Origin of the sequence: Staphylococcus sp. HMSC14D10 (assembly GCF_001808125.1) — a bacterium.
Taxonomy (GTDB): Bacteria; Bacillota; Bacilli; order Staphylococcales; family Staphylococcaceae; genus Staphylococcus; species Staphylococcus haemolyticus.
In genome coordinates, this window is the sequence record NZ_KV792266.1 from 145,427 (window position 1) to 165,530 (window position 20,104).

At 31.5% G+C, this 20,104-nt stretch carries 19 protein-coding genes and 1 pseudogene; 8 read left to right on the forward strand and 12 right to left on the reverse strand.

Features of this window, described 5'->3' with window-relative positions; genetic code table 11:
* Positions 1-137: 137 nt before the first annotated feature.
* The 4 genes from HMPREF3134_RS09925 to HMPREF3134_RS09940 all read right to left on the reverse strand — a co-directional run bounded on the left by HMPREF3134_RS09925 (position 138) and on the right by HMPREF3134_RS09940 (position 3,612).
* Entirely contained in the window at positions 138-653 is a 516-nt protein-coding gene (locus tag HMPREF3134_RS09925; RefSeq protein ID WP_053025047.1) for a YceI family protein, read from the reverse strand.
* A gap of 137 nt (positions 654-790) precedes the next feature.
* On the reverse strand, positions 791-2,341 hold the full coding sequence (gene adcA, locus HMPREF3134_RS09930) for a zinc ABC transporter substrate-binding lipoprotein AdcA (RefSeq protein ID WP_070442586.1): 1,551 nt from the start codon (positions 2,339-2,341) through the stop codon (positions 791-793).
* Between the two features lie 291 nt (positions 2,342-2,632).
* On the reverse strand, positions 2,633-3,229 hold the full coding sequence (locus HMPREF3134_RS09935; RefSeq protein ID WP_070442589.1) for a DsbA family protein: 597 nt from the start codon (positions 3,227-3,229) through the stop codon (positions 2,633-2,635).
* A gap of 23 nt (positions 3,230-3,252) precedes the next feature.
* Positions 3,253-3,612 carry a DUF4467 domain-containing protein gene (locus HMPREF3134_RS09940; protein WP_053025049.1) on the reverse strand — a complete coding sequence of 120 codons (360 nt, stop codon included), beginning with the start codon at positions 3,610-3,612 and terminating at the stop codon, positions 3,253-3,255.
* 254 nt (positions 3,613-3,866) lie between these two features.
* Here HMPREF3134_RS09940 and HMPREF3134_RS09945 point away from each other — a divergent pair, with 254 nt between their 5' ends.
* Positions 3,867-5,111, forward strand: coding sequence for an aminoacyltransferase (locus HMPREF3134_RS09945; protein ID WP_070442592.1), 1,245 nt, complete (start codon positions 3,867-3,869; stop codon positions 5,109-5,111).
* 64 nt (positions 5,112-5,175) lie between these two features.
* Here HMPREF3134_RS09945 and HMPREF3134_RS09950 read toward each other — a convergent pair whose 3' ends face one another.
* The 4 genes from HMPREF3134_RS09950 to HMPREF3134_RS09965 all read right to left on the reverse strand — a co-directional run bounded on the left by HMPREF3134_RS09950 (position 5,176) and on the right by HMPREF3134_RS09965 (position 9,107).
* Entirely contained in the window at positions 5,176-5,907 is a 732-nt protein-coding gene (locus HMPREF3134_RS09950) for an amino acid ABC transporter ATP-binding protein (RefSeq protein ID WP_070442595.1), read from the reverse strand.
* Positions 5,904-6,623 (reverse strand): amino acid ABC transporter permease, encoded by a 720-nt coding sequence (locus HMPREF3134_RS09955; protein WP_037550342.1) that lies wholly within the window; start codon positions 6,621-6,623, stop codon positions 5,904-5,906. The genes HMPREF3134_RS09950 and HMPREF3134_RS09955 overlap by 4 nt, the downstream gene beginning before the upstream one ends.
* Positions 6,604-7,404 (reverse strand): transporter substrate-binding domain-containing protein, encoded by an 801-nt coding sequence (locus HMPREF3134_RS09960; RefSeq protein ID WP_037550106.1) that lies wholly within the window; start codon positions 7,402-7,404, stop codon positions 6,604-6,606. The genes HMPREF3134_RS09955 and HMPREF3134_RS09960 overlap by 20 nt, the downstream gene beginning before the upstream one ends.
* 251 nt (positions 7,405-7,655) lie before the next feature.
* Positions 7,656-9,107 (reverse strand): MDR family MFS transporter, encoded by a 1,452-nt coding sequence (locus tag HMPREF3134_RS09965; RefSeq protein WP_070442598.1) that lies wholly within the window; start codon positions 9,105-9,107, stop codon positions 7,656-7,658.
* Positions 9,108-9,274: 167 nt separating this feature from the next.
* On the opposite strand from HMPREF3134_RS09965, the gene HMPREF3134_RS12100 reads away from it, so the two are divergent.
* The gene (locus HMPREF3134_RS12100; RefSeq protein ID WP_107609856.1) at positions 9,275-9,388 is read left to right on the forward strand and encodes a putative metal homeostasis protein; all 114 of its coding nucleotides are present in this window, start codon (positions 9,275-9,277) and stop codon (positions 9,386-9,388) included.
* A gap of 210 nt (positions 9,389-9,598) precedes the next feature.
* On the opposite strand, the gene HMPREF3134_RS09970 is transcribed toward HMPREF3134_RS12100, so the two are convergent.
* The gene (locus HMPREF3134_RS09970; protein ID WP_037550112.1) at positions 9,599-10,285 is read right to left on the reverse strand and encodes a 2,3-diphosphoglycerate-dependent phosphoglycerate mutase; all 687 of its coding nucleotides are present in this window, start codon (positions 10,283-10,285) and stop codon (positions 9,599-9,601) included.
* 430 nt (positions 10,286-10,715) lie between these two features.
* Between HMPREF3134_RS09970 and HMPREF3134_RS09975 the strand changes: the two genes are divergently transcribed.
* Positions 10,716-11,294, forward strand: coding sequence for an aggregation-promoting factor C-terminal-like domain-containing protein (locus HMPREF3134_RS09975; protein WP_070442601.1), 579 nt, complete (start codon positions 10,716-10,718; stop codon positions 11,292-11,294).
* A gap of 624 nt (positions 11,295-11,918) precedes the next feature.
* Here the strand turns inward: HMPREF3134_RS09975 and HMPREF3134_RS09980 are convergent.
* The 3 genes from HMPREF3134_RS09980 to HMPREF3134_RS09990 all read right to left on the reverse strand — a co-directional run bounded on the left by HMPREF3134_RS09980 (position 11,919) and on the right by HMPREF3134_RS09990 (position 14,886).
* Positions 11,919-12,785, reverse strand: a complete 867-nt coding sequence (locus HMPREF3134_RS09980; RefSeq protein WP_053025054.1) for a cation diffusion facilitator family transporter — start codon at positions 12,783-12,785, stop codon at positions 11,919-11,921.
* A gap of 216 nt (positions 12,786-13,001) precedes the next feature.
* Positions 13,002-13,382, reverse strand: a complete 381-nt coding sequence (locus HMPREF3134_RS09985; RefSeq protein ID WP_070442604.1) for a GtrA family protein — start codon at positions 13,380-13,382, stop codon at positions 13,002-13,004.
* 31 nt (positions 13,383-13,413) lie between these two features.
* The gene (locus HMPREF3134_RS09990) at positions 13,414-14,886 is read right to left on the reverse strand and encodes a hypothetical protein (RefSeq protein WP_070442607.1); all 1,473 of its coding nucleotides are present in this window, start codon (positions 14,884-14,886) and stop codon (positions 13,414-13,416) included.
* A gap of 146 nt (positions 14,887-15,032) precedes the next feature.
* Between HMPREF3134_RS09990 and HMPREF3134_RS09995 the strand changes: the two genes are divergently transcribed.
* The 5 genes and pseudogenes from HMPREF3134_RS09995 (at position 15,033) to HMPREF3134_RS10015 (ending at position 20,071) form a co-directional block, all read left to right on the forward strand.
* On the forward strand, positions 15,033-16,178 hold the full coding sequence (locus HMPREF3134_RS09995; protein WP_070442610.1) for a glycerate kinase: 1,146 nt from the start codon (positions 15,033-15,035) through the stop codon (positions 16,176-16,178).
* A 17-nt stretch (positions 16,179-16,195) separates the two neighbouring features.
* On the forward strand, positions 16,196-16,996 hold the full coding sequence (locus HMPREF3134_RS10000) for a hypothetical protein (protein WP_070442613.1): 801 nt from the start codon (positions 16,196-16,198) through the stop codon (positions 16,994-16,996).
* A 159-nt stretch (positions 16,997-17,155) separates the two neighbouring features.
* Positions 17,156-18,355: a putative multidrug effflux MFS transporter TcaB gene (locus tag HMPREF3134_RS10005; RefSeq protein WP_070442616.1), complete on the forward strand. Its 1,200-nt coding sequence runs from the start codon at positions 17,156-17,158 to the stop codon at positions 18,353-18,355.
* 272 nt (positions 18,356-18,627) lie between these two features.
* Positions 18,628-19,296, forward strand: a complete 669-nt coding sequence (scdA, locus tag HMPREF3134_RS10010) for an iron-sulfur cluster repair di-iron protein ScdA (RefSeq protein WP_070442619.1) — start codon at positions 18,628-18,630, stop codon at positions 19,294-19,296.
* A gap of 11 nt (positions 19,297-19,307) precedes the next feature.
* Positions 19,308-20,071: pseudogene (locus HMPREF3134_RS10015) on the forward strand (class I SAM-dependent methyltransferase).
* Positions 20,072-20,104: the final 33 nt, after the last annotated feature.

The following is a 20,104-nucleotide window of genomic DNA, read 5'->3' on the forward strand; positions in this document are numbered from 1 at the left end:
TCTATTTGTTAAATGCTCTCTGAATTTACCAGTTATTGATTTTAATTACAAAAAAGCTCCCTTCAAAGTTTACATTCATTAATATCTACTTTGTAGGGAGCCATATGAGTATTTTTATTAAGTAGTATAACTAGTGATTAGTCTTCAAGTGGAAATTCTAAATCAAATTCAACATTTAAGTCTTTTCCTAATAAGAAACCACCAGTTTCAAGTTGTTGGTTAAACGTAATGCCATATTTTTCACGGTTAAGGCTACCAGTAATTACTAAACCAGCAGTGTTTTTACCGTTTAATGGATTTAAACTAGTACCTTTATAATCTAAATCAAAAGTTTCTTCATGTGTTTGATCTTTCATAGTTAAGTTACCAGTAACTGATTTATCATCTACTTTAGTAATTTCAAATTTAATTTCTGGGTAGTTTTCAGCGTCTAAGAAATCTGCGCTTTTAAGATGATTATCACGATCTGCTACTTTAGTATCAATTGAATTTGCTTGAACAGTAAAAGTACCTTGCAATGAACTTAAATCATTGAAATCACCTGAAATGTTAGCGTCAAATTCGTTAAAACGTCCTTTAACATTTGATACAACTAAATGTTGAATAGAAAAGTTAACTCCTGAATGTGCTGGATCTAAATTTAAATTAGCCATGTGTACATACCTCCATTATTTAAATTATGAAACTACGTAACTGAAAATCAGCACTATAGTTTGTATAATTATTATACTTAATATAATAAAGAAACTTATATGGAAATACAAGTAAAAAGACTCAAATTTTAAATTTATTAATGTGCTAACATCTCTTCTTTAATATCGTCCTTATCTAATGAGGCAGGATAATACGTTGGCCAATGATCCATTTCTTCAAGTAATGTTTCATTGTTGTTACCCATAAAAATGTGGAAGTGTTCTGCTTTCTTAGGTGCGATATTATGATCACTAAACTGAACGTACTTAGGTAATGTTTGCTTGTCAGAGTGCTTCAATTTAAAAATAAATCTAACTCCACGATTACCTTTCTTATAATCTAGGATTTTTTTACCAACATATTCATACGTTCCAGTAACCTTATTCCCATTTTTTTCAAAAGTAATGTTGTCACCTTTAATATTTATGTTAGAAACGTCAGTTTTGTAACCTTTCTCATAGTATTTTTTATACTCTTTTTCTGTCATAGTGCTATCTTCTTCAGATTTATGTTTCATTACATCATCTAAATCACCATTTTTTAAATAGGGATACACTGATTGCCATTTACCTTCATAATCTGATAATGCACGATCTTTAACTTGTTCATCTTTGAAATAACCATCTGAAATAGCTTTATCATATTTATGTTCAGCTTTTTCGTCTTGTACTTTTATATTGGAACTCAATGCTTTATCTAATACTTCAATATTTTTGTTCATCAATGTTTGATAATTTATCGATGCATCTTTAGATTGTTCTTTATTAAGTGACTCCATATTATAGAATTTTAACGGTTTTGCATTTGTTTCTTTTCTGATTGTTTCAGTTACTTTATTCGCAACATTATCCTCATACAATATGTATTTAACATTTTTCTCATTAATCTCTTTTACTAAGTTTGTAAGTTTTTTTTGAGAAGGATCTTCAGCATTCATATTTTGAATTCCCTTTTGAACAAAGCCATAGCGATCTGCGAGATAACCTAGAGATTCATGAGAAATAAATACAGCATTACCTTGTTTATCTTTAGTAATGTTGTTCATTTTATTATCAATATCATTTAACTCTTTTTCTAATTTTTTAAAATTTTTCTCGTATTCATCTTTATGTTCTGGATCTTTAGTTACTAGCTGATCTTTAATTTCTTTAGCAAACACCTTATTTTTCTCAGGATCTAACCATACATGTGGATCATACCCACCATGATGATGGTGTTCGTGTCCATGTGAATCCTCGTGTTCTTCATCACCGTGTTCGTGTTGGTCTGTTAGTAGTGTTGATTGATCTAGTTTATCTTGTAATGAAACTTTCTTTTTATCATTTTTAATTGTGGCTGCAACTTTCTTAGCGACTGGATCTAAATCATCACCTGTATATACAAATAAATCAGATTGATTAACCTTTAACATGTCTTTCTGAGTTGGTTCATAATCATGTAGGTCTGTGCCAGCAGGATAAATAGACGATACATTGACATGGTTACCACCTATTTCCTCTATAAAGGATTGCAAAGGATATACAGTTGTAGACACATTCATTTTGTTATCACCTTTAGAATCTTTATTAGAACGATCTTCCTTTCCACAAGCGACTAATATAAATACAATAATAGTTATCAAAACAGTAAGACTTAAAAAGCGTTTCATTTTATACCTCCTAAATAGTAATACTTACGATTTAAAAGCATAACTTTATTTGTATAAAATTACAATAGTTTTTTATTTTTTTATTTTCAATTTAATAAAAATCATCTTTTATTAAAAATATCTATCATTGATTAAGTTACTACCTTTCTAAATTTTTAAAAAAAGAAGAATCATAGTGAAGTACACTACAATTCTTATTTGAATCAACATTATTAAATTTATTCCACTTCTCTTTAGTGGTTACAATATAACACAAAATGAATGTCAGCGTTACTCACTATGACATCGTGACTATAAGTATTTCTTCCATTCTTCGACTTTATAAGGATCTTTCACTTTTTTTCCATTTATAAAAACAGTTGGAACAGTATCAATATTATTATCTTCTGTTAGTTCCTTTTGTTTTTCTGCTTTTTTCCAAGCTTCACTGTTCTTAGTCTTATACTGCTTTTTAATGTCAGATTTTTGTTGCGTCGTAATATCTAACTTATCAATTTCTTTATCAAGAAATTGTTCTGTTAACCACTTTTTATCCTCGTCTTTTTGATTCGCGAATACGTTACGTTGAAAAGTTAAGTATTCATTAGGTGCAACTTTTTGCACTGCGTTTCCGGCTCTAGAGCCGACGATTGAATCTTTACCAAGAAATCCAGCATTAATAAATTGATACTCTACTTTATTCGTATCAATATAGTCTTTTTTAATTGTTGGCATTACATTCTTTTCCACTTTTTTACAGTATGGACATTTAAAGTCTCCATACTCAACGATTAAAATTTTGCCATTCTCAGTTTTAGGTGGCTGCTTTTCCTTGTTGTCATTAGAACAAGCACTTATGATGATTATTAAAACCATCATCATACTTATTAACAAAATTCTCTTTTTCATAGATGCTCCTTTGTAATAACATATTAATTCATATTTTCTTCCTTATAATCAGCATCATGTGATTCGATATATTGTTTTGTATCAAAGTTATCAATGCGTTTCGCTTTTTTACCATCAAATTGATAAGTGTAGTAATGAACTTCTTCATTATTACTTAAAGGTTTATACGCTAAGACAACATACTTTCCATCTTCATAAACATAAATATTCGCATCTTTTTTATCAAAGTGTTTAACCATATCTCCTGTATCATTCTTAGACATTTGTTCTTGCTTTTGATCTTGGATTTTTACAGCTTTATCTATTTTATCGACATATTTATCGTTACCACACGCTGCTAGCAATAATATACCGACACTTAACATAACTAATATACGTTTCATATATTCACTCCTATTGCCCAGTTCTCTCTATCTATCATAATACTTCTTTTGCAAATACTATCATACAATGGTTTTAAAATATGCGCTAGTTCATAAAAATTTAGTTTTCTAAAAATATTTATTATTATAAATTAAATATATATTTTAACCCACAACTAAAGTACGGTGTGATTTAATAACTTATCTTGTGTAATAGTTGTAGTTATTTGTTAAAATAAAGGATAATTCTTAAAAACGCAGAGGAGTAGATGAATATGAAATTCGTAACTTTATCACCGGAGGAATTTGAGAAATTTACATCCAGTCATTTCTCTCATTACACACAATCTCGAATTCACTTTGAAAACAGAAATGAATTAAAAGATGATGTGCATGTTGTAGGTGTCAAAGATGACAGCGACAATGTCATCGCTGCAACTTTAATGACTGAGGCACGTGCTTTAAAAGTGTTCAAATACTTTTATACACATCGTGGACCTGTCATGGACTACAGTAATATTGAATTGGTTCACTTTTTCTTTAAATCACTAACAAGTTATTTAAAAAAACATAATTGCTTATATGTATTAGTTGATCCTTATATTTTGGAGAACCTACGTAATGCTGATGGAGAAATTTTAGAAAGTTACGATAACCGAGCAGTCATCAAAACGTTGGAAGATTTAGGTTACAAACATCAAGGATGGACAGTAGGTTATAGCACAATGAGTCAAATACGTTGGTTATCTGTCTTAGATTTAAAAGACAAGTCAGAAGATCAATTATTAAAAGAAATGGACTATCAAACACGTCGTAACATTAAAAAAACGTATGAAATGGGCGTAAAAGTAAGAACGCTACCTATGGATGAAACGGATACGTTCTTTGAATTATTCCAAATGGCCGAAGAAAAACATGGTTTCAAATTTAGAGACAAACCATACTTTTATGAAATGCAAAAAACGTATAAAGACCATGCAATGCTTAAACTTGCCTATATTGATTTAAAGGATTACTTATCTACTCTCCAACAAAAACACGATTCATTAACAGTACAATTATCCGAAGTCGATGCTGTATTAGAGGAAAACCCTAACTCTAAGAAAAATAAAAATAAACGCACACAAATACAACAACAAGTTGATAGTAATGAACGCAAATTAAATGAAACGAAAGATAAAATTGCTGAAGAAGGCGAAACACTTAATCTAGCTGCGGCTTTATACTTATATAATGAACATGAAGTTTATTATTTATCCAGTGGTTCAAATCCTAGATATAATGCGTATATGGGCGCATATCGTTTACAATGGGATATGATTAAATTCGCAAAAGAACATAATGTAGATCGTTATAATTTCTACGGTATTACAGGTGACTTTAGTGAAGATGCTGAAGATTATGGTGTGCAACAATTTAAAAAAGGCTTCAATGCTAATGTTTACGAATACATTGGAGATTTCATTAAACCGATACACCCACTTGCATACAAAGTTAAACAACTATTAGAACGTAAATAACTATAAAGCAAAAAACACTTTTCTAAGTTCAACTTTATGAACTTTAGAAAAGTGTTTTTCATTATTAATCTTCATTAATTACATTTAAGAAACGACGTAATTCTTCTGTCTTAGGATGTTCGAATATTTCGTCTGGTGTACCTTGTTCACCAATACGTCCTTCGTGTATAAAGACGATTTTATTTGAGACTTGGCGTGCAAATCGCATTTCATGCGTTACAATCACCATTGTCATACCTTCATCAGCTAATTCTTTAATTACTCTTAATACGTCATTAACTAATTCTGGATCTAATGCAGAAGTAGGTTCATCAAACAACATTACTTGCGGATTCATAGCTAGTGCTCTAGCAATTGCTACACGTTGTTGTTGACCACCCGAAAGTGCATGTGGACGTTGATCTTTAACACTTGTTAAACCAACTTTTTCGAGTAATCCCATTGCTCTTTCTTTCGCATCTGCTTTACTCATTTTCTTTACAGTTACTAATCCTTCCATTACATTTTCTAATGCAGATTTATGAGGAAATAGATTATAACTTTGAAATACCATACCCGATTGCTTGCGTACGCTCATTTGAGACTTTTTATTATTAGCGGTGTAACTTTCACCATTAACACTAACATTACCTTCAGTCGGAATTTCTAAAGCATTAATCATACGTAGTAATGTCGTTTTACCTGAACCAGATCGTCCAATAAGTGTTATGACTTCCCCTTTTTCTACGTTTAAATCAATGCCTTTAATGACTTCTTTATCATTGAATGATTTATGGATACCACTTAATTCAATCATGAGTTATACCCTCTTTCAATATATGATTCATAGAAGCTTTGGATAACTGAGATAATGAAGCAAATTACCCAATACATAACCGCTACAAGAATATAAATTGTGAAATATTCATATGTTGTAGACGCTACCTCTTGAGCTTTACGGAACATTTCTGCAACTAAGATAAAGCCAAGTAATGATGTATCTTTAATTAAACTTAAGAATGTATTTCCTAAAGCTGGTATTGAAACACGGATCGCTTGAGGTAAAATAATTCTTTGAATCGTTTGTCTATAGTTCATTCCTATAGAATAAGCCGCTTCTGTTTGACCTTTAGGTATAGAAATAATACCACCACGGATAATTTCTGATGCATACGCACCAACATTAAGTGACAAACCGATGATAGCTGAAACAACTGATGATAATGTCCATTGTTCATCAGCATTACCAGTTACTAAGCGTCCTAATTCAGGAATACCATAAAAGATTATGAATAACTGTACGATCATCGGTGTACCACGAATAATTGAAACGTATACTCTTGCGATACCTTTTAAAACTTTACTCGTTGAAATACGCATTAACGCTGTAAATAAAGCAATAATCAAACCTAAGATAAATGTAACTATTGTTATTGGAATAGAATATTTTAATAAACCTTCCAACATTGGTCCAAATGCTTGCCCTGCCGCATCTAATGCATGTTGTTGTTGACTATTTAGGCTCAGAAACATTTTCACCGAACCATTTCTTACCAATTTCCGCTAATTTACCATTTTCTTTTAATGTTTTAAGTCCATCGTTGAAATCAGATACAACTTTATCATCAACATCTTTGTTAAATGTGAATGCTGATTTACTTTGCTCTGCATTTCCTTTGATTGCTTTAATTTTAGCGTTTGGTTTTTGTTTTTTATAATCTAAGTAAGATAAGCTATCGTTGAATGTACCATCAACACGATTAGATAATAATAAGTCCATCGCTTGGTTAAAGCCATCAACTTTAGTAATATCTGAACCTTTATCTTTAGCTAATTGACCATAGTTAGACGTGAATGTTTGAGCCATTTTTTTACCTTTGACGTCATTAAATGATTTAATGTTCTTTTCATTTTCACGTACTACTAAAACTGCGCTTGAATAAGTGTAAGGTGTAGAGAATTTATATTTTTTCTCTCTATCTTTGTTTACACCAACTTGGTTAGCAATAACGTCAAAACGTTTCGCATCTAAACCAGCAAACATTGAATCCCATGATGTTTCATTAAATTTAAGTTTATAACCTTTTTCTTTTGCAACTGCTTTGATTACATCAATATCGTAACCAGTTAATTTGTCTTGTTTATTGTGGAACGTGAATGGTGCATATGTACCTTCAGTACCCACTTTCAGTGTTTTACTATCGCTGTTACTACTACTTGATTTAGAATCACTATTTTTATCAGATGATCCTCCATTACCACAAGCAGCTAACACAAAGATAAGTGCTAAAGCAACAAATAAAAGTCTTTTCATCTACCTTGTCCTCCATATTCCTATTAGATTAGTCAGAATAAATTAATTCTAATCTCATGGGTGGGAATAGTCAACATTATTTTACATTTGCCTAAGTGTTCAGAATGTTTGGATATTAATAAAATAAAAAAGAGACCTAGACATAGAACGTTTTTGTTAAAGGAGCCCTCTATGGTATCCCTTCTATGAAAAAATGCTTAAACATTTTCAACGTTCGTCTTGATCTCTTATTTTAACTATATAAAGTTCATTTAATTATTTTGTAATTTAGCTTCTGCCTTAACCTTTTTCTTACTTTTAATTAAAAATGTAAGCAATAAACTGATGACTGTAATAATAACGGCAAATAAAAATCCTGAATGATAACCATGAAGCATGGCATCAATTTGTATTTGTCCTGCCATTTCTTTTTTATCCATACCTTGATAATCACTCATCGTCGGTTGGAAATTCTTACTTGCTGTACTTAATATTGTTATTAAACCTGCTGTTCCAATTGAACCAGCAATTTGCTGAATGGTATTTGTCATGGATGAGCCATGAGCATTAAGTTCTGGTGTTAGCTGATTCATTGTATGCGTCATTATTGGCATCAAGCCCATTGCAATTCCAATCATACGAATAGCATAAACAGTTGCCAACATTATCGTAGATGTATGTTCATCCATGACTACAAAGTAAGAAGTAGTTATAAGAACAATAGACATACCAATTATTGCTAACACTTTAGCACCAAATGTTTCGTATAACCAACCTGAAATCACAGACATGATAGCCATAACAATTGCTCCAGGTAGTAAGATGAGTCCTGAATCGATAGGCGTTCTTCCTAAAAGATTTTGTACAAACATAGGCAATACTGTTTCAGAACCAATCATCGAAATCATTGTTGCAGCCATAATCGCTAAACCAACTGCAAACTCTTTATTCTTAAATACTTTGAAACTTAGTAATGGCGTTTCAAGTCTCTCTTGACGCCAAATAAATATTCCGACTAATAGTATACCGCCTATTATCGTTATTAATACTAGTGGATCATCCCATCCATCACTTGAAATAGAACTAACACCGTATAATAATCCACCAAATCCTAATATAGATAATATTATAGAAATGAGGTCAATAGGAGTTTTAACTGTTGTTCCAACGTTTTTAATAATTTTTAAAGCTATAAGAAATGTTATTGCTGAAATCGGTGCTACGACATGGAAAAGTGATCTCCAGTCAAAATATTCAACTAAATAACCCGATAATGTAGGACCAATTGCTGGTGCAAGACCTATGACCAATCCAAACATTCCCATATATTTACCACGTTCATGTGGTTTAAAGACATCTAGAATTGTTGTCATCATCAGTGGCATCATAATACCTGAGCCTAATGCTTGAATAATACGCGCGATTAAAAGGATTGTGAAGTTTGGACTAAAACCGCCTAACATCGTCCCGATAAAGAATATCAGAATTCCAGTTAGGAACACTTGTCTTGTTGAGTATCGCTGTATAATGAATGCAGATAATGGAATGACTACACCATTAGTTAGTAAGAATGCAGTTGTTAGCCATTGTACTTGTGAATATTCAATGTTAAAATCTTTCATTATTCTCGGCAACGCTGTAGTGAGTAGCGTTTCATTTAACAACCCGAAAAAGCCACCTAACAACATCGTAAATATCATTACTAATTTTTGTTTATGTGACATATTATTCCCCTCCTATCTACCTAAGCTTTCAATAGATACATTTGACTATTATACATATATAATTTTAAATTTCATATAAATTGTTTGTATTATTTTGTAAATCGTAATAATTACTATTTACTTTTAGCTTACTTTCCTTTATCCTTTTTAAAAAGGAGGAATCAAATATGAAACAAGATTTACAAACAGCACGTCGAAATTTGAATAGTCCTAATATCAAAACTCGCAAACGTGCATTAAAAATAATTAAACAATACAAACGTAATCGTAAATCAGCTTAATGTTATCTATTTCTTCCATAAATAACTCCTACAAAGAAAAAAGGCTGTGACTAAATAAAATGTCTCAGCCTTCTTTTACCATATTGGCAGTAGTTGGTTGATTTGAAAATGCGCTTAAATCAAGTTTTTTCAAACCTACTCATCCTCGTCGGGATGGGACCACGAATTTATTTTAATTTCTGCCCCGCTCCCACTACTTTAATTTAATAATTATAAATAATAATGATCAATTACATTTAAATTGTCATCTAATTCGTAAATAAGTGGTGCACCAGTTTTAATTTCATAACCAATGATATCTTCATCAGATACATTATCTAAATATTTAATTAATGCACGGATTGAATTACCGTGTGCAGCTACTAGAACTGTTTCTCCATCTAATAGATGTTGAGAAATCTTATCTGTCCATATAGGTACCACACGTTCTAACGTTGTTTTTAAACTTTCAGAATAAGGCATCATACGATGATCTAAATGTCTATAACGACGATCTTTTAAATATGATTCACGTTGTTCTTCAGTTTGTGCTGGTGGCTTAACGTCATATGAACGTCGCCATTGATGCACTTGTTCTTCACCAAATTCTTTTCGCGCTTCATCTTTATTAAGACCTTGTAATTTACCATAATGACGCTCATTTAAACGCCAACTTTTATGCACTGGAATCCACTCTTGATCTGATTCAGCTAATAAAAATTGAGTTGTCTCTAATGCTCTCGTTAACAATGAAGTAAACGCCACATCAATTTCAATGCCATTTTCTTTTAATTTATGTCCTGAAGTAATTGCTTCATTTCGTCCTTGCTCAGATAGTTGAACATCTTCCCATCCTGTAAATAAATTTTTAGCATTCCATTCACTTTGACCGTGACGACATAATATTAATTTTGGCATATCAAAACACCTTCCTATACGTTAGTTTTAATTGAATGATTTTGTTTAAAATGACTTAAAACCAATCACTAACTCTAAATTTACTTCCCTATGCTTTGCAACAAGTAACCTACTCTTTTTCTATTACATTTATTATAAAACTATTTCGTTAACTTTCATAATATCTTAAATTCACGCCATTTTTGGCATAAATGACGTTAGTTTGTCATGTTCGTTACCTTCAGTTCATTTTTGATACTATTTTTTGATATTGTAGTAACCTATGTCATTAAATGAGGTGTTATAGTGATTCTACCGTAATCAACAGCAAGACATATTGGGATGCATAATCTAAAAGGATATTAAAAGATACGTAATTATGACTTTACTTAATTTAATAGCAATTTTAGATTACTTACAAAAAACCAATTTCTAAAGGAGATTATTTATTATGAAGAAATCAATTTTTGCATTAATGACAATGGTATCTTTAGGTGCCGCAGGATTAGAATCCGGTCAAGCACATGCGAGTGAAATGACACATGGTCAACAAAATCAATCTTGTCAATATAATCAACATACACAATTACAACACAATCAACCATCTCATCAGAGTCAACATTCTAATGTAGCATCAGCTGCAACTACACAAGCTAATACAACTAATGTTACTACTAATACATCATCAAGTAACTCCGAATCTACGGCCGATAATAGCTCATCTAGCAACACTTCAAGTGATGACAATTCATCTAAAGAAAGCTCATCAAGTGAAAGTACATCTTCAGTATACAAACAATTTATCGCAGCTGGCGGAACAGAAGAATTATGGGAGAAAATTGTCTTACCTGAATCAGGTGGAGACCCTAATGCGTCTAATGGACAATATCATGGTTTAGGACAGACAAATCAATCTTGGGGCTATGGCTCTGTCGAAACGCAAACAAAAGGCATGATTTCATATGCTAAAGAACGTTATGGTTCAATTGAAGTTGCAATTAGTTTCCGTGAATCTAACGGTTGGTGGTAAAATTTAACAGAGCTTAAGTTCTGAGGCAGAACGCTTAGAATTTATGTTTAAATAACTCGAAAAGCGTCCGGGACATAAATTTTCTGGATAAGTATAACAGACAATTTCTATTGAAATAATATAGGAATTGTCTTTTTTTATTTTAATGTAGAATTCCATATGAATTCAAAGTATTTTGGTGCGACTCTTGGCGTTTTAATTATTGAACACAAGTGCTGTTGCACTTGTATAAGGCGTTCTAAGATAGAATACAAAACATAGTTGCGAAGACTCCTAGGGTAGAGCAGTGCCAGTCGAAGACTACAGGCTGAGACGGCATCCCAGGAACGCGAAGCAGCTTATGTGAGTAATCATCTATCTAAGAACGCCTTTAGAGGACTACAGGCACGAGCCTTTCCTGCAAGAAAGTGTCGCAACTATAATGAGTAAAAATTCATCTAAGAATTTCTTTACAACCCAGTCCCCTAGGCAATTGAGCCAATAATACGAAGTATTATAAATAAAGAAGCTAGTAAATGAAGTTTTTAAGAGTCATTTACTGGCTTCTTTATTCGTAATCACTATTTTCAGAAAAAAATCATTAAAATTAACAATGCTTTTGTTCAGAATCTATTCATCTTACTTTTACAAAGTATCCGGTTCTGGATGTACATATACTGATGATATACCTTTACTATGCAAGTGATTCTCCACTCGATCACAAATATCATGTGCTTGTTGAAGAGACAAATGTGCATCAACAACAATCGTAACATCTAAAAATATACTACTTCCATGGTAGCGTCCTTTAAGATTGTTCACATCTTTGACATCATCCACTTCCAATACAATATTACGATATTCTTCAAGATCCTGTTCATTGAATCCATCGCTAAGTGCAAAAATTGACTCTCTAAAAATACCAAATCCGGTATAAATAATTAAAAATCCTAGAATCGTTGCTAAAATAACATCGACAATAGGTAAACCAAATTGAGTAAATACTAGACCAATTGCCGTACCCATACTAACTAATCCATCTGATAAGTTATCTTTTGCAGCGGACTTTAACGAACTACTCATCGTTTTCTGAGCTAATCTATGATTTATTGCAAACACACCTATCATAATTAACCCACTTATTAAACTTACAAATATTGTGACTACATTTGGTGTATTGTGCTCATTTGTAAATATTCTAGGTGCATTTTCAATCACAACTTGAATACCCACGAACATGATAATAAATGATACCAACAACGTTGAAATATTTTCAGATTTCAAATGACCATAAGGATGATTTTTATCTGCTGGTTTTATTGAAATTTTCAACCCAACAATAACAGCTATAGATACAATAATATCTGTCATATTATTCAAAGCATCTGCTCTAACAGCTGCTGAATCAAAAACAAATCCAGTAATATATTTAGAAACAGATAAAATAATGTATACTACTAAACTTAAATAAGCCCCTCTTTGTGCCAATTTAAGATTTTCACTTTGAGACATTTTGTTAACCACCTTAAATGCTTTAATATCAATAGTATGTACTATCAAAATATGAATGACAACGTTTTTTGATTTCTATAAAATCCGTATAATTAATCTAATTAAATTTTTAGCAAAACCTAAATTTCACTTTAGCTAAAGCTATAAAATTGTCACTCTTTAAAGTCATTTGAAGTTTCGTATTATAAAAATAAATCACCTAAAGTTGCACGTCATTTAATCCTTTAAAATCCACTTTGAAACAATAAATGTAATTGGAATAGTAATAATTAAACCTGCAAATGGTGCGATTTCAGATGGAAATTGAAACCACTTAACAAAGACATATAATAATAATGTTTGCATACCCATATTTATAACTTGAGTTAATGGAAAGCTTAAAAATTTCTTAAACGTTGGTCTTACTTTATAAACGAAATAACAATTTAAATAATAAGAAATAACAAAACTTACTAAGAAACCAGCAATATGACTAATCATATAATTCACGTGAAATAATTTTAATAATAATAAATACACAATATAATAATTAAGGGTATTAATCCCCCCCACAATTATAAATTTAATAATCTCAAAGTGGGTTTGATTCAATTTCATCGTCTTTCTCCTTTGTCGTCATTTTTCTTTTTTAATTTTCAAACGGCAGTATTTTAAACGAATATTTTTCTGAAATATGATGAAACTCTTTGAAGTTAGTTAAATCTGCTTCATCTGCTGGTGTAATTTCAAATAGGTAAATTTCATAAGGTAAATGTGATAATGTTATGTGACGCTTATTGCTATCAATTTGCGATTTTACATCTTCTAGTCGTTGTTCACTACGAATATGTACATCAGTGAAAATAATTATATTTATAATCGCAAAGATAAGTATACAACTTTTTAAAAGATTATAATGGTTCAACGTCAAAATGCCTAATTCTGAAATTAAACTAATGAGTACAATTATACAAAGTAAATATGCTAAATAAAATTGTCGAACTGAAACTTCAGTAATTAAAATAACTGGTAACACGCTAATTGGAATAGAAACAAGTGACATAAAAACCAACAATCGATTATATGGTAATTGAATGACTAACTTACATGAAATTGCAATGCTAACCATCATTATAAGACACAATAGAGTATTAATGACTTCAAACGTAAATGTCTCTGACAATTGTTTCAAATTAAAAGGTTCATATATAAAGATTTTATATATAGGCAATATACAAATACCTATTTGTAAAATGATTCGCTTTATTGTAGGTAAAGTTAAGAACACACTACTTTTTAATAGCAATATCATTAGAATAATCACTATTAAGGATAAAATAATAATATTATTAAAAAAGAGATATCTTGGAATATCTTTTAGAAGTGATATTTCGAACTTATGGTTTAACCCAAGCATGTCTAAGTGTCCTCTTAATGCCTCAACACTTGAAAAGATATAAATATATTTATCATTTAATAGCATCATCATCGCACCACTTAATGAAAGCAACCAACCAAGTATCAGACAATAATAAAACTTATGATTGCGTATGGCATAATAAATCATTCCTACAAGTAATATACTGGCATTATAAAAAGCTAAAGGTTCAGCAAACCACTGTCCCAATGTACATATTAGCCAAAATATAAAAACTTCAATACGACTAAATTCATCTTTATTAAGTAATACTTTTATTATAAAACTTAAGATATATAAAGAAAAACATGTGCCAAAAACATATGTATAAAAAAATTCAAAATTACCATAACTTTGTGCAAACAAGGAATTGGGTATAATAAATAATAAAACAGTGCTTAATATTAAATAATTTGTGTCACCAAACTGATTCAATAATCTTAATAAAAGTACCACGATAAAAATTGATATAAACGCAAATGATAATGTACGAAGTAATATAGAATGGACACTTGCAAATTCTAATAAATTGCTAATGTATCTTCCATTAAAATTATTAAAAGTATTACTGACCACTTGCATACCGTGGCCACTACCCCAAAACCAATCTGTACTATGTAAGGGGATAATGTAGCCTAAATAGCCATAATATAGGATCAATCCAATCATCCAGATGTAAAATTCATGATGTTTAAGTCTATGCATGTCGAACTCCTTTATGTCATAAGGTTAATTAAATTAGCACTCGTTTTGGCTCAACTAATTATATTATATTCTTTTTTTATTAATTATACATTCAAACATTATTTTATACTAATTTTAAATATATAAACTATTGGAGGTCTACTAAGATGAATCTTAGAAAAATAGTCATTGCCACTGATTCATTTAAAGAGAGCATGTCAGCTAAAGAAGCTGGTTTAGCAATACAAGATGGTTTCAAGAAAATATTTCATGAAGATATTCACTATGACATTATCCCAATGGCAGATGGTGGTGAAGGTACAACAGATGCTCTAAAGGAAGCGCTTAATGCTAAGACGTACACCATTCCAGTTCATGACCCATTGCATAGAAACATTGAAGCTTCATATGCACTTTCCCAGGATAATCAAGTAGCTATCATTGAAATGGCTGCATCATCAGGACTAGATTTATTGACAGATGAAGAACGTAATCCACTTATTACATCTACTTACGGTGTTGGAGAAATAATATTAGATGCGCTTGATCATCATGTTACTAAGATCATTTTAGGCATTGGAGGAAGTGCTACCAATGATGGCGGTAGTGGCATGTTATGTGCATTAGGCGCTCAATTTCTTGATTCTAAAAATCAACCTTTAAAACTCGGTGGCGGCTACTTATCTGAGCTAGCAAAAATTGACTTTTCAAACTTAGATCAAAGACTTAAGCACGTCACATTTGAAGTTGCTTGTGATGTGACAAACCCGTTATTAGGTGCTAATGGCGCAACTGAAATCTATGGTCCTCAAAAAGGTGCTGACGCTAAGATGATACCAAAGTTGGATTCCGCACTTACAACCTATCATGATATGATAGAACGAGAACTAAATGTAAGTGTCAAAGATATCCCAGGTGCCGGTGCTGCTGGTGGATTAGGTGCAGGTATCCTCGCATTCTTCAATGCGTCACTTTCTAACGGTATTGATATTGTATTAAAAGAAATTGACTTTTCGAGAAGAGTGCAGGATGCAGATCTTGTCATAACTGGTGAAGGAAAGATGGATGCTCAAACAGTCTTTGGTAAAACACCTATCGGAGTAGCTAAAGCAGCAAAAGAACATCACGTTCCTGTTATAGCTATTTGTGGTAGTCTTGCCGAAGGATACCAAGATGTTTATAAGCATGGCATTGACAGTGCATTTAGTTTAATTGAGCAACCAGAATCATTGCCTTCATTATTAAATAACGCTAAACGAAACATGACACATACTGCTGAAAATATTGCAAGACTATTCAAACTAACTATTTAAAATATGAGGTGACTATCTTGAAACGAACAGACAAATATAAAGATTCTTACAAATATGATGAACAATATCGCAAACTTAACCGACAAAGCGCGGATGGACGTGCGCGTCATGAACGACGCGAAAGTCAAGAAGCATACAATCGTAACAATTCACGTTATCGAGGTGATGATCCGAGATATCGTAATGATGACCATCGATATCAAGATGATTATGATTATCGTGAGGATTATCGCCGACGTAATGATGAATACGATGAAGATGGTAATAGATACTATAACGATCGTGACTTTAGACGCGAACAACAGTTAGAAGAAGAGAACGAAAAAAATAAGAAATCTAAAAAATGGCTAATTGCTATTATTGCAATATTGTTGATTATCGTAGCGGTATTTGCCACAAGAGCAATACTTAATAACAATAGTAGTGATAACCAACAAACGAATAATGCTTCTAATGACAACAATGTATCTAAAGATTATAAAAATGAAGTACAAAATCAAAGTGATAATATCAAACAACAAGTAGAAGATGCTAAAAATGACATTAAAGATAAAGTAGACACTGACTCAAGAATTAAACAAATTCAAGAGGATGTTAATAACTTAAAAAATAGTGAACAAACTGGTGAAGATTCTAAATTAACTAAATTTTATCAAGAGCAAGTCAATAAATTAAAAGAAGCTAATAATGCTCAACAAAATAACGAAAGCCAAAGTAAAGTTAATGACTTACTCAACGATGTAAATACAAAATTTGATGAAATTAAAGAGAAATTAAATAGTATTCTTGGAAATTCAAGTGATACAAATTCACAATAATTGGCTTGATTGAGAAAGCTTAAATTCAAAACTTTTTGAAAGTTAATCAACCTATATTAGGCGACACAATGAATTCTGTGTCGCTTTTTTATTTTGTAAATTACAAATATACAAAAAACCTTTATAATGTAGTTTGCACACTTTTTAAGGAGAAACATTATGCAACCTTCAACTCATACAAAATTACCCCTATTGCTTCTAATAGTATTAGGTGTAATGACTGCATTTGGACCTATGATTATTGATATGTATTTACCCGCATTACCTGAAGCACAACATCAATTTAGGTCATCAACATCTGAAATACAACTTACATTATCATTTGCAATGATAGGTTTAGCACTTGGCCAATTCCTATTTGGCCCATTATCTGATGCATATGGTCGTAAAAGAATGGGTCTTATCATATTATGTATATTTTTCTTAGCCACACTTAGTGGCGTATTCGCTACTAACCTAATTTTATTTTTATGTATTCGTTTTACCCAAGGGTTTACAGCCGGTGGTATTATCGTTATAGCCAAAGCTTTCGCTGGAGATAGATACGAGGGCGATTTATTAGCAAAATTTCTAGCATCATTAATGGTCGTGAATGGTATTGTTACTATCATCATGCCATTACTCGGTGGACTATCGTTAACACTTGGATCATGGAGAATTGTATTCATTATCCTAACATTTATAAGTCTATTTGTACTATTAGGCGTCGCTACAATGATGCCAAAGACACATAAATCGGAACACAAATCACTTAACTTTAAAGACATTTTATTAGATTTCGGTAGTCTAATGAAAAAACCACGATTCATTATTCCAATGTTTCTACAGGGGTTAACGTATGTAATGTTATTTAGTTTTTCATCCGCTTCTCCATTTATTACGCAAAAGATTTATAATATGACACCTCAACAATTCAGTATCATGGTCGCTGTTAATGGTGTCGGTTTAATTATCGTAAGTCAGATCGTCGCACTTCTTGTAGCTTATATTAATCGTTTCAAACTTATGATTTATTTAACCTTAATACAAGTTGTAGGTGTCATTTTAATTGTGATTACACTTGCAGTTCATGGTCCCTTATGGATTTTACTTATCGCATTTTTCTTAAATGTATGTCCTGTTACGTCTATTGGGCCACTTGGTTTTTCAATGGCAATGGAAGAACGTACTGGTGGTAGTGGTAATGCGTCTAGTTTATTAGGACTATTCCAATTTATACTTGGTGGTATTATCTCTCCTATTGTAGGACTCAAAGGACAATATGACGCAACCCCATACATTTTCGTTATTATGATAACAGCAGTCATTTTAATAACACTACAAGTGATTTATTTTAGAAATCATCGTAACCCAGCATAATAAATCTTTTATTCAATATAACTAGAAGATTAAGACAAAGGATTAAAATGCTACATAAAATCATGCAGTAGTCGACTAAACTGAGAAGATGCTCATATCGAGCTTTTCTCAGTTTTTGCATTTCATTTTAAAATGAGTCCATTAATTTAAAATCAAAGTTACTCGTTCACAATATTTTAATAACTTTCCAACAAATAGGTGACAGCTATATTTTTTCTAATTGATAATAATTATTAACGATTATAATGAAAGTAAATAAAGGAGGAGTTTTAATGATTACAAATGAATCTATCGTTGCAGAAATTGTTACTGATATCCCACTAAGTGCTGATATTTTCAGAAAATATGGCATCGACTTTTGTTGCGGTGGCAATATATCTATAAATGAGGCAGTTAAAAATAAAAAAGTTGATGCAGAAACTTTAATAGATGAAATTAATGAACTTCCAAACCATGATCAAGGAAACATTAATGTGAAATATCTTGATGCACCGTCATTAATTCAATATATACAATCTCGCTATCACGAAACAATACGTGAAGAATTTAAGAATCTATCCCCTTATGTTACAAAAATTGCTAAAGTTCATGGACCGAACCATCCATTTCTAATTCAGTTACAAGATTTATATCGTCAATATCGAGATGGTATGCTTAAGCATATGGCTCAAGAAGATGAACATGATTTCCCAGCGTTAATTAAACTTTCTCGTGGTGAACAAGTAGATCATTCATCTGATATCATTCAAAGCTTAGTTGACGACCACACTCAAACAGGACAAGTACTTGAAGATATGCGTGAATTAACTAACCAATATCAACCTCCTAGTGAAGCTTGCCAAACTTGGAGATTAGTATATCATCGTCTAGAGAATTTAGAACGTGAAACTCATGAGCATGTACATTTAGAAAATCACGTACTCTTTAACAAATTCAGTTAGAACAGGAAGTGTTGACTACGGTAACTAAAATAGCCGGCCATACATTTTTAGCACAATTAGGAAAGAAACGTTTACGACCAGGGGGGTGTTAGCAACAAATTGGCTTATAAATAAAGGACACTTCACCAGTGGCAAACGTGTTTTAGAAGTAGCTTGTAATATGTGTACAACTTCTATTGAATTAGCTCAAAAATATAATTGCCACATTGAGGGCGTAGAATTAAATAAAACCGCTTTAGAAAAAGGTAAACAAAATGTTTCGAAACACAATTTAGATAAGCTTATTCATTTAACGCAAGCCAATGCTATGAAATTACCTTTTGAAGATAAGAGTTTTGATATTATTTTAAATGAAGCGATGCTAACAATGTTGCCTTATCAGATTAAGGAAAAAGTGCTAAATGAATATTATCGAGTATTAAAGCCGAATGGCATTATACTTACACATGACATTGCAATTATTAATAGACAAGAGGCACCAACAGTCATTGATGAATTAAGTAACGCCATCAATATGAAAGTTACACCTTTATCGCCTGAAGATTGGTATCAACTCTATCAAGAAGCTGGTTTTTCAAATATTGAGTCTAAAGTAGGTCCACTATCTTTAATGACTCCAATAGGCATGATTCGAGATGAAGGCCTCCTTGGTACGTTAAAAATTATTAAAAACGCTCTAAAATTAACTAATCGCAAAATGTTTATCAAAATGTTTAAAACAATGCGTAAACATAAAAAGAATATGAATTATATCGTTCATGCAATTAGAAAATAAATTGTGAAAGTATAACAAGAACTGAGAAACGCT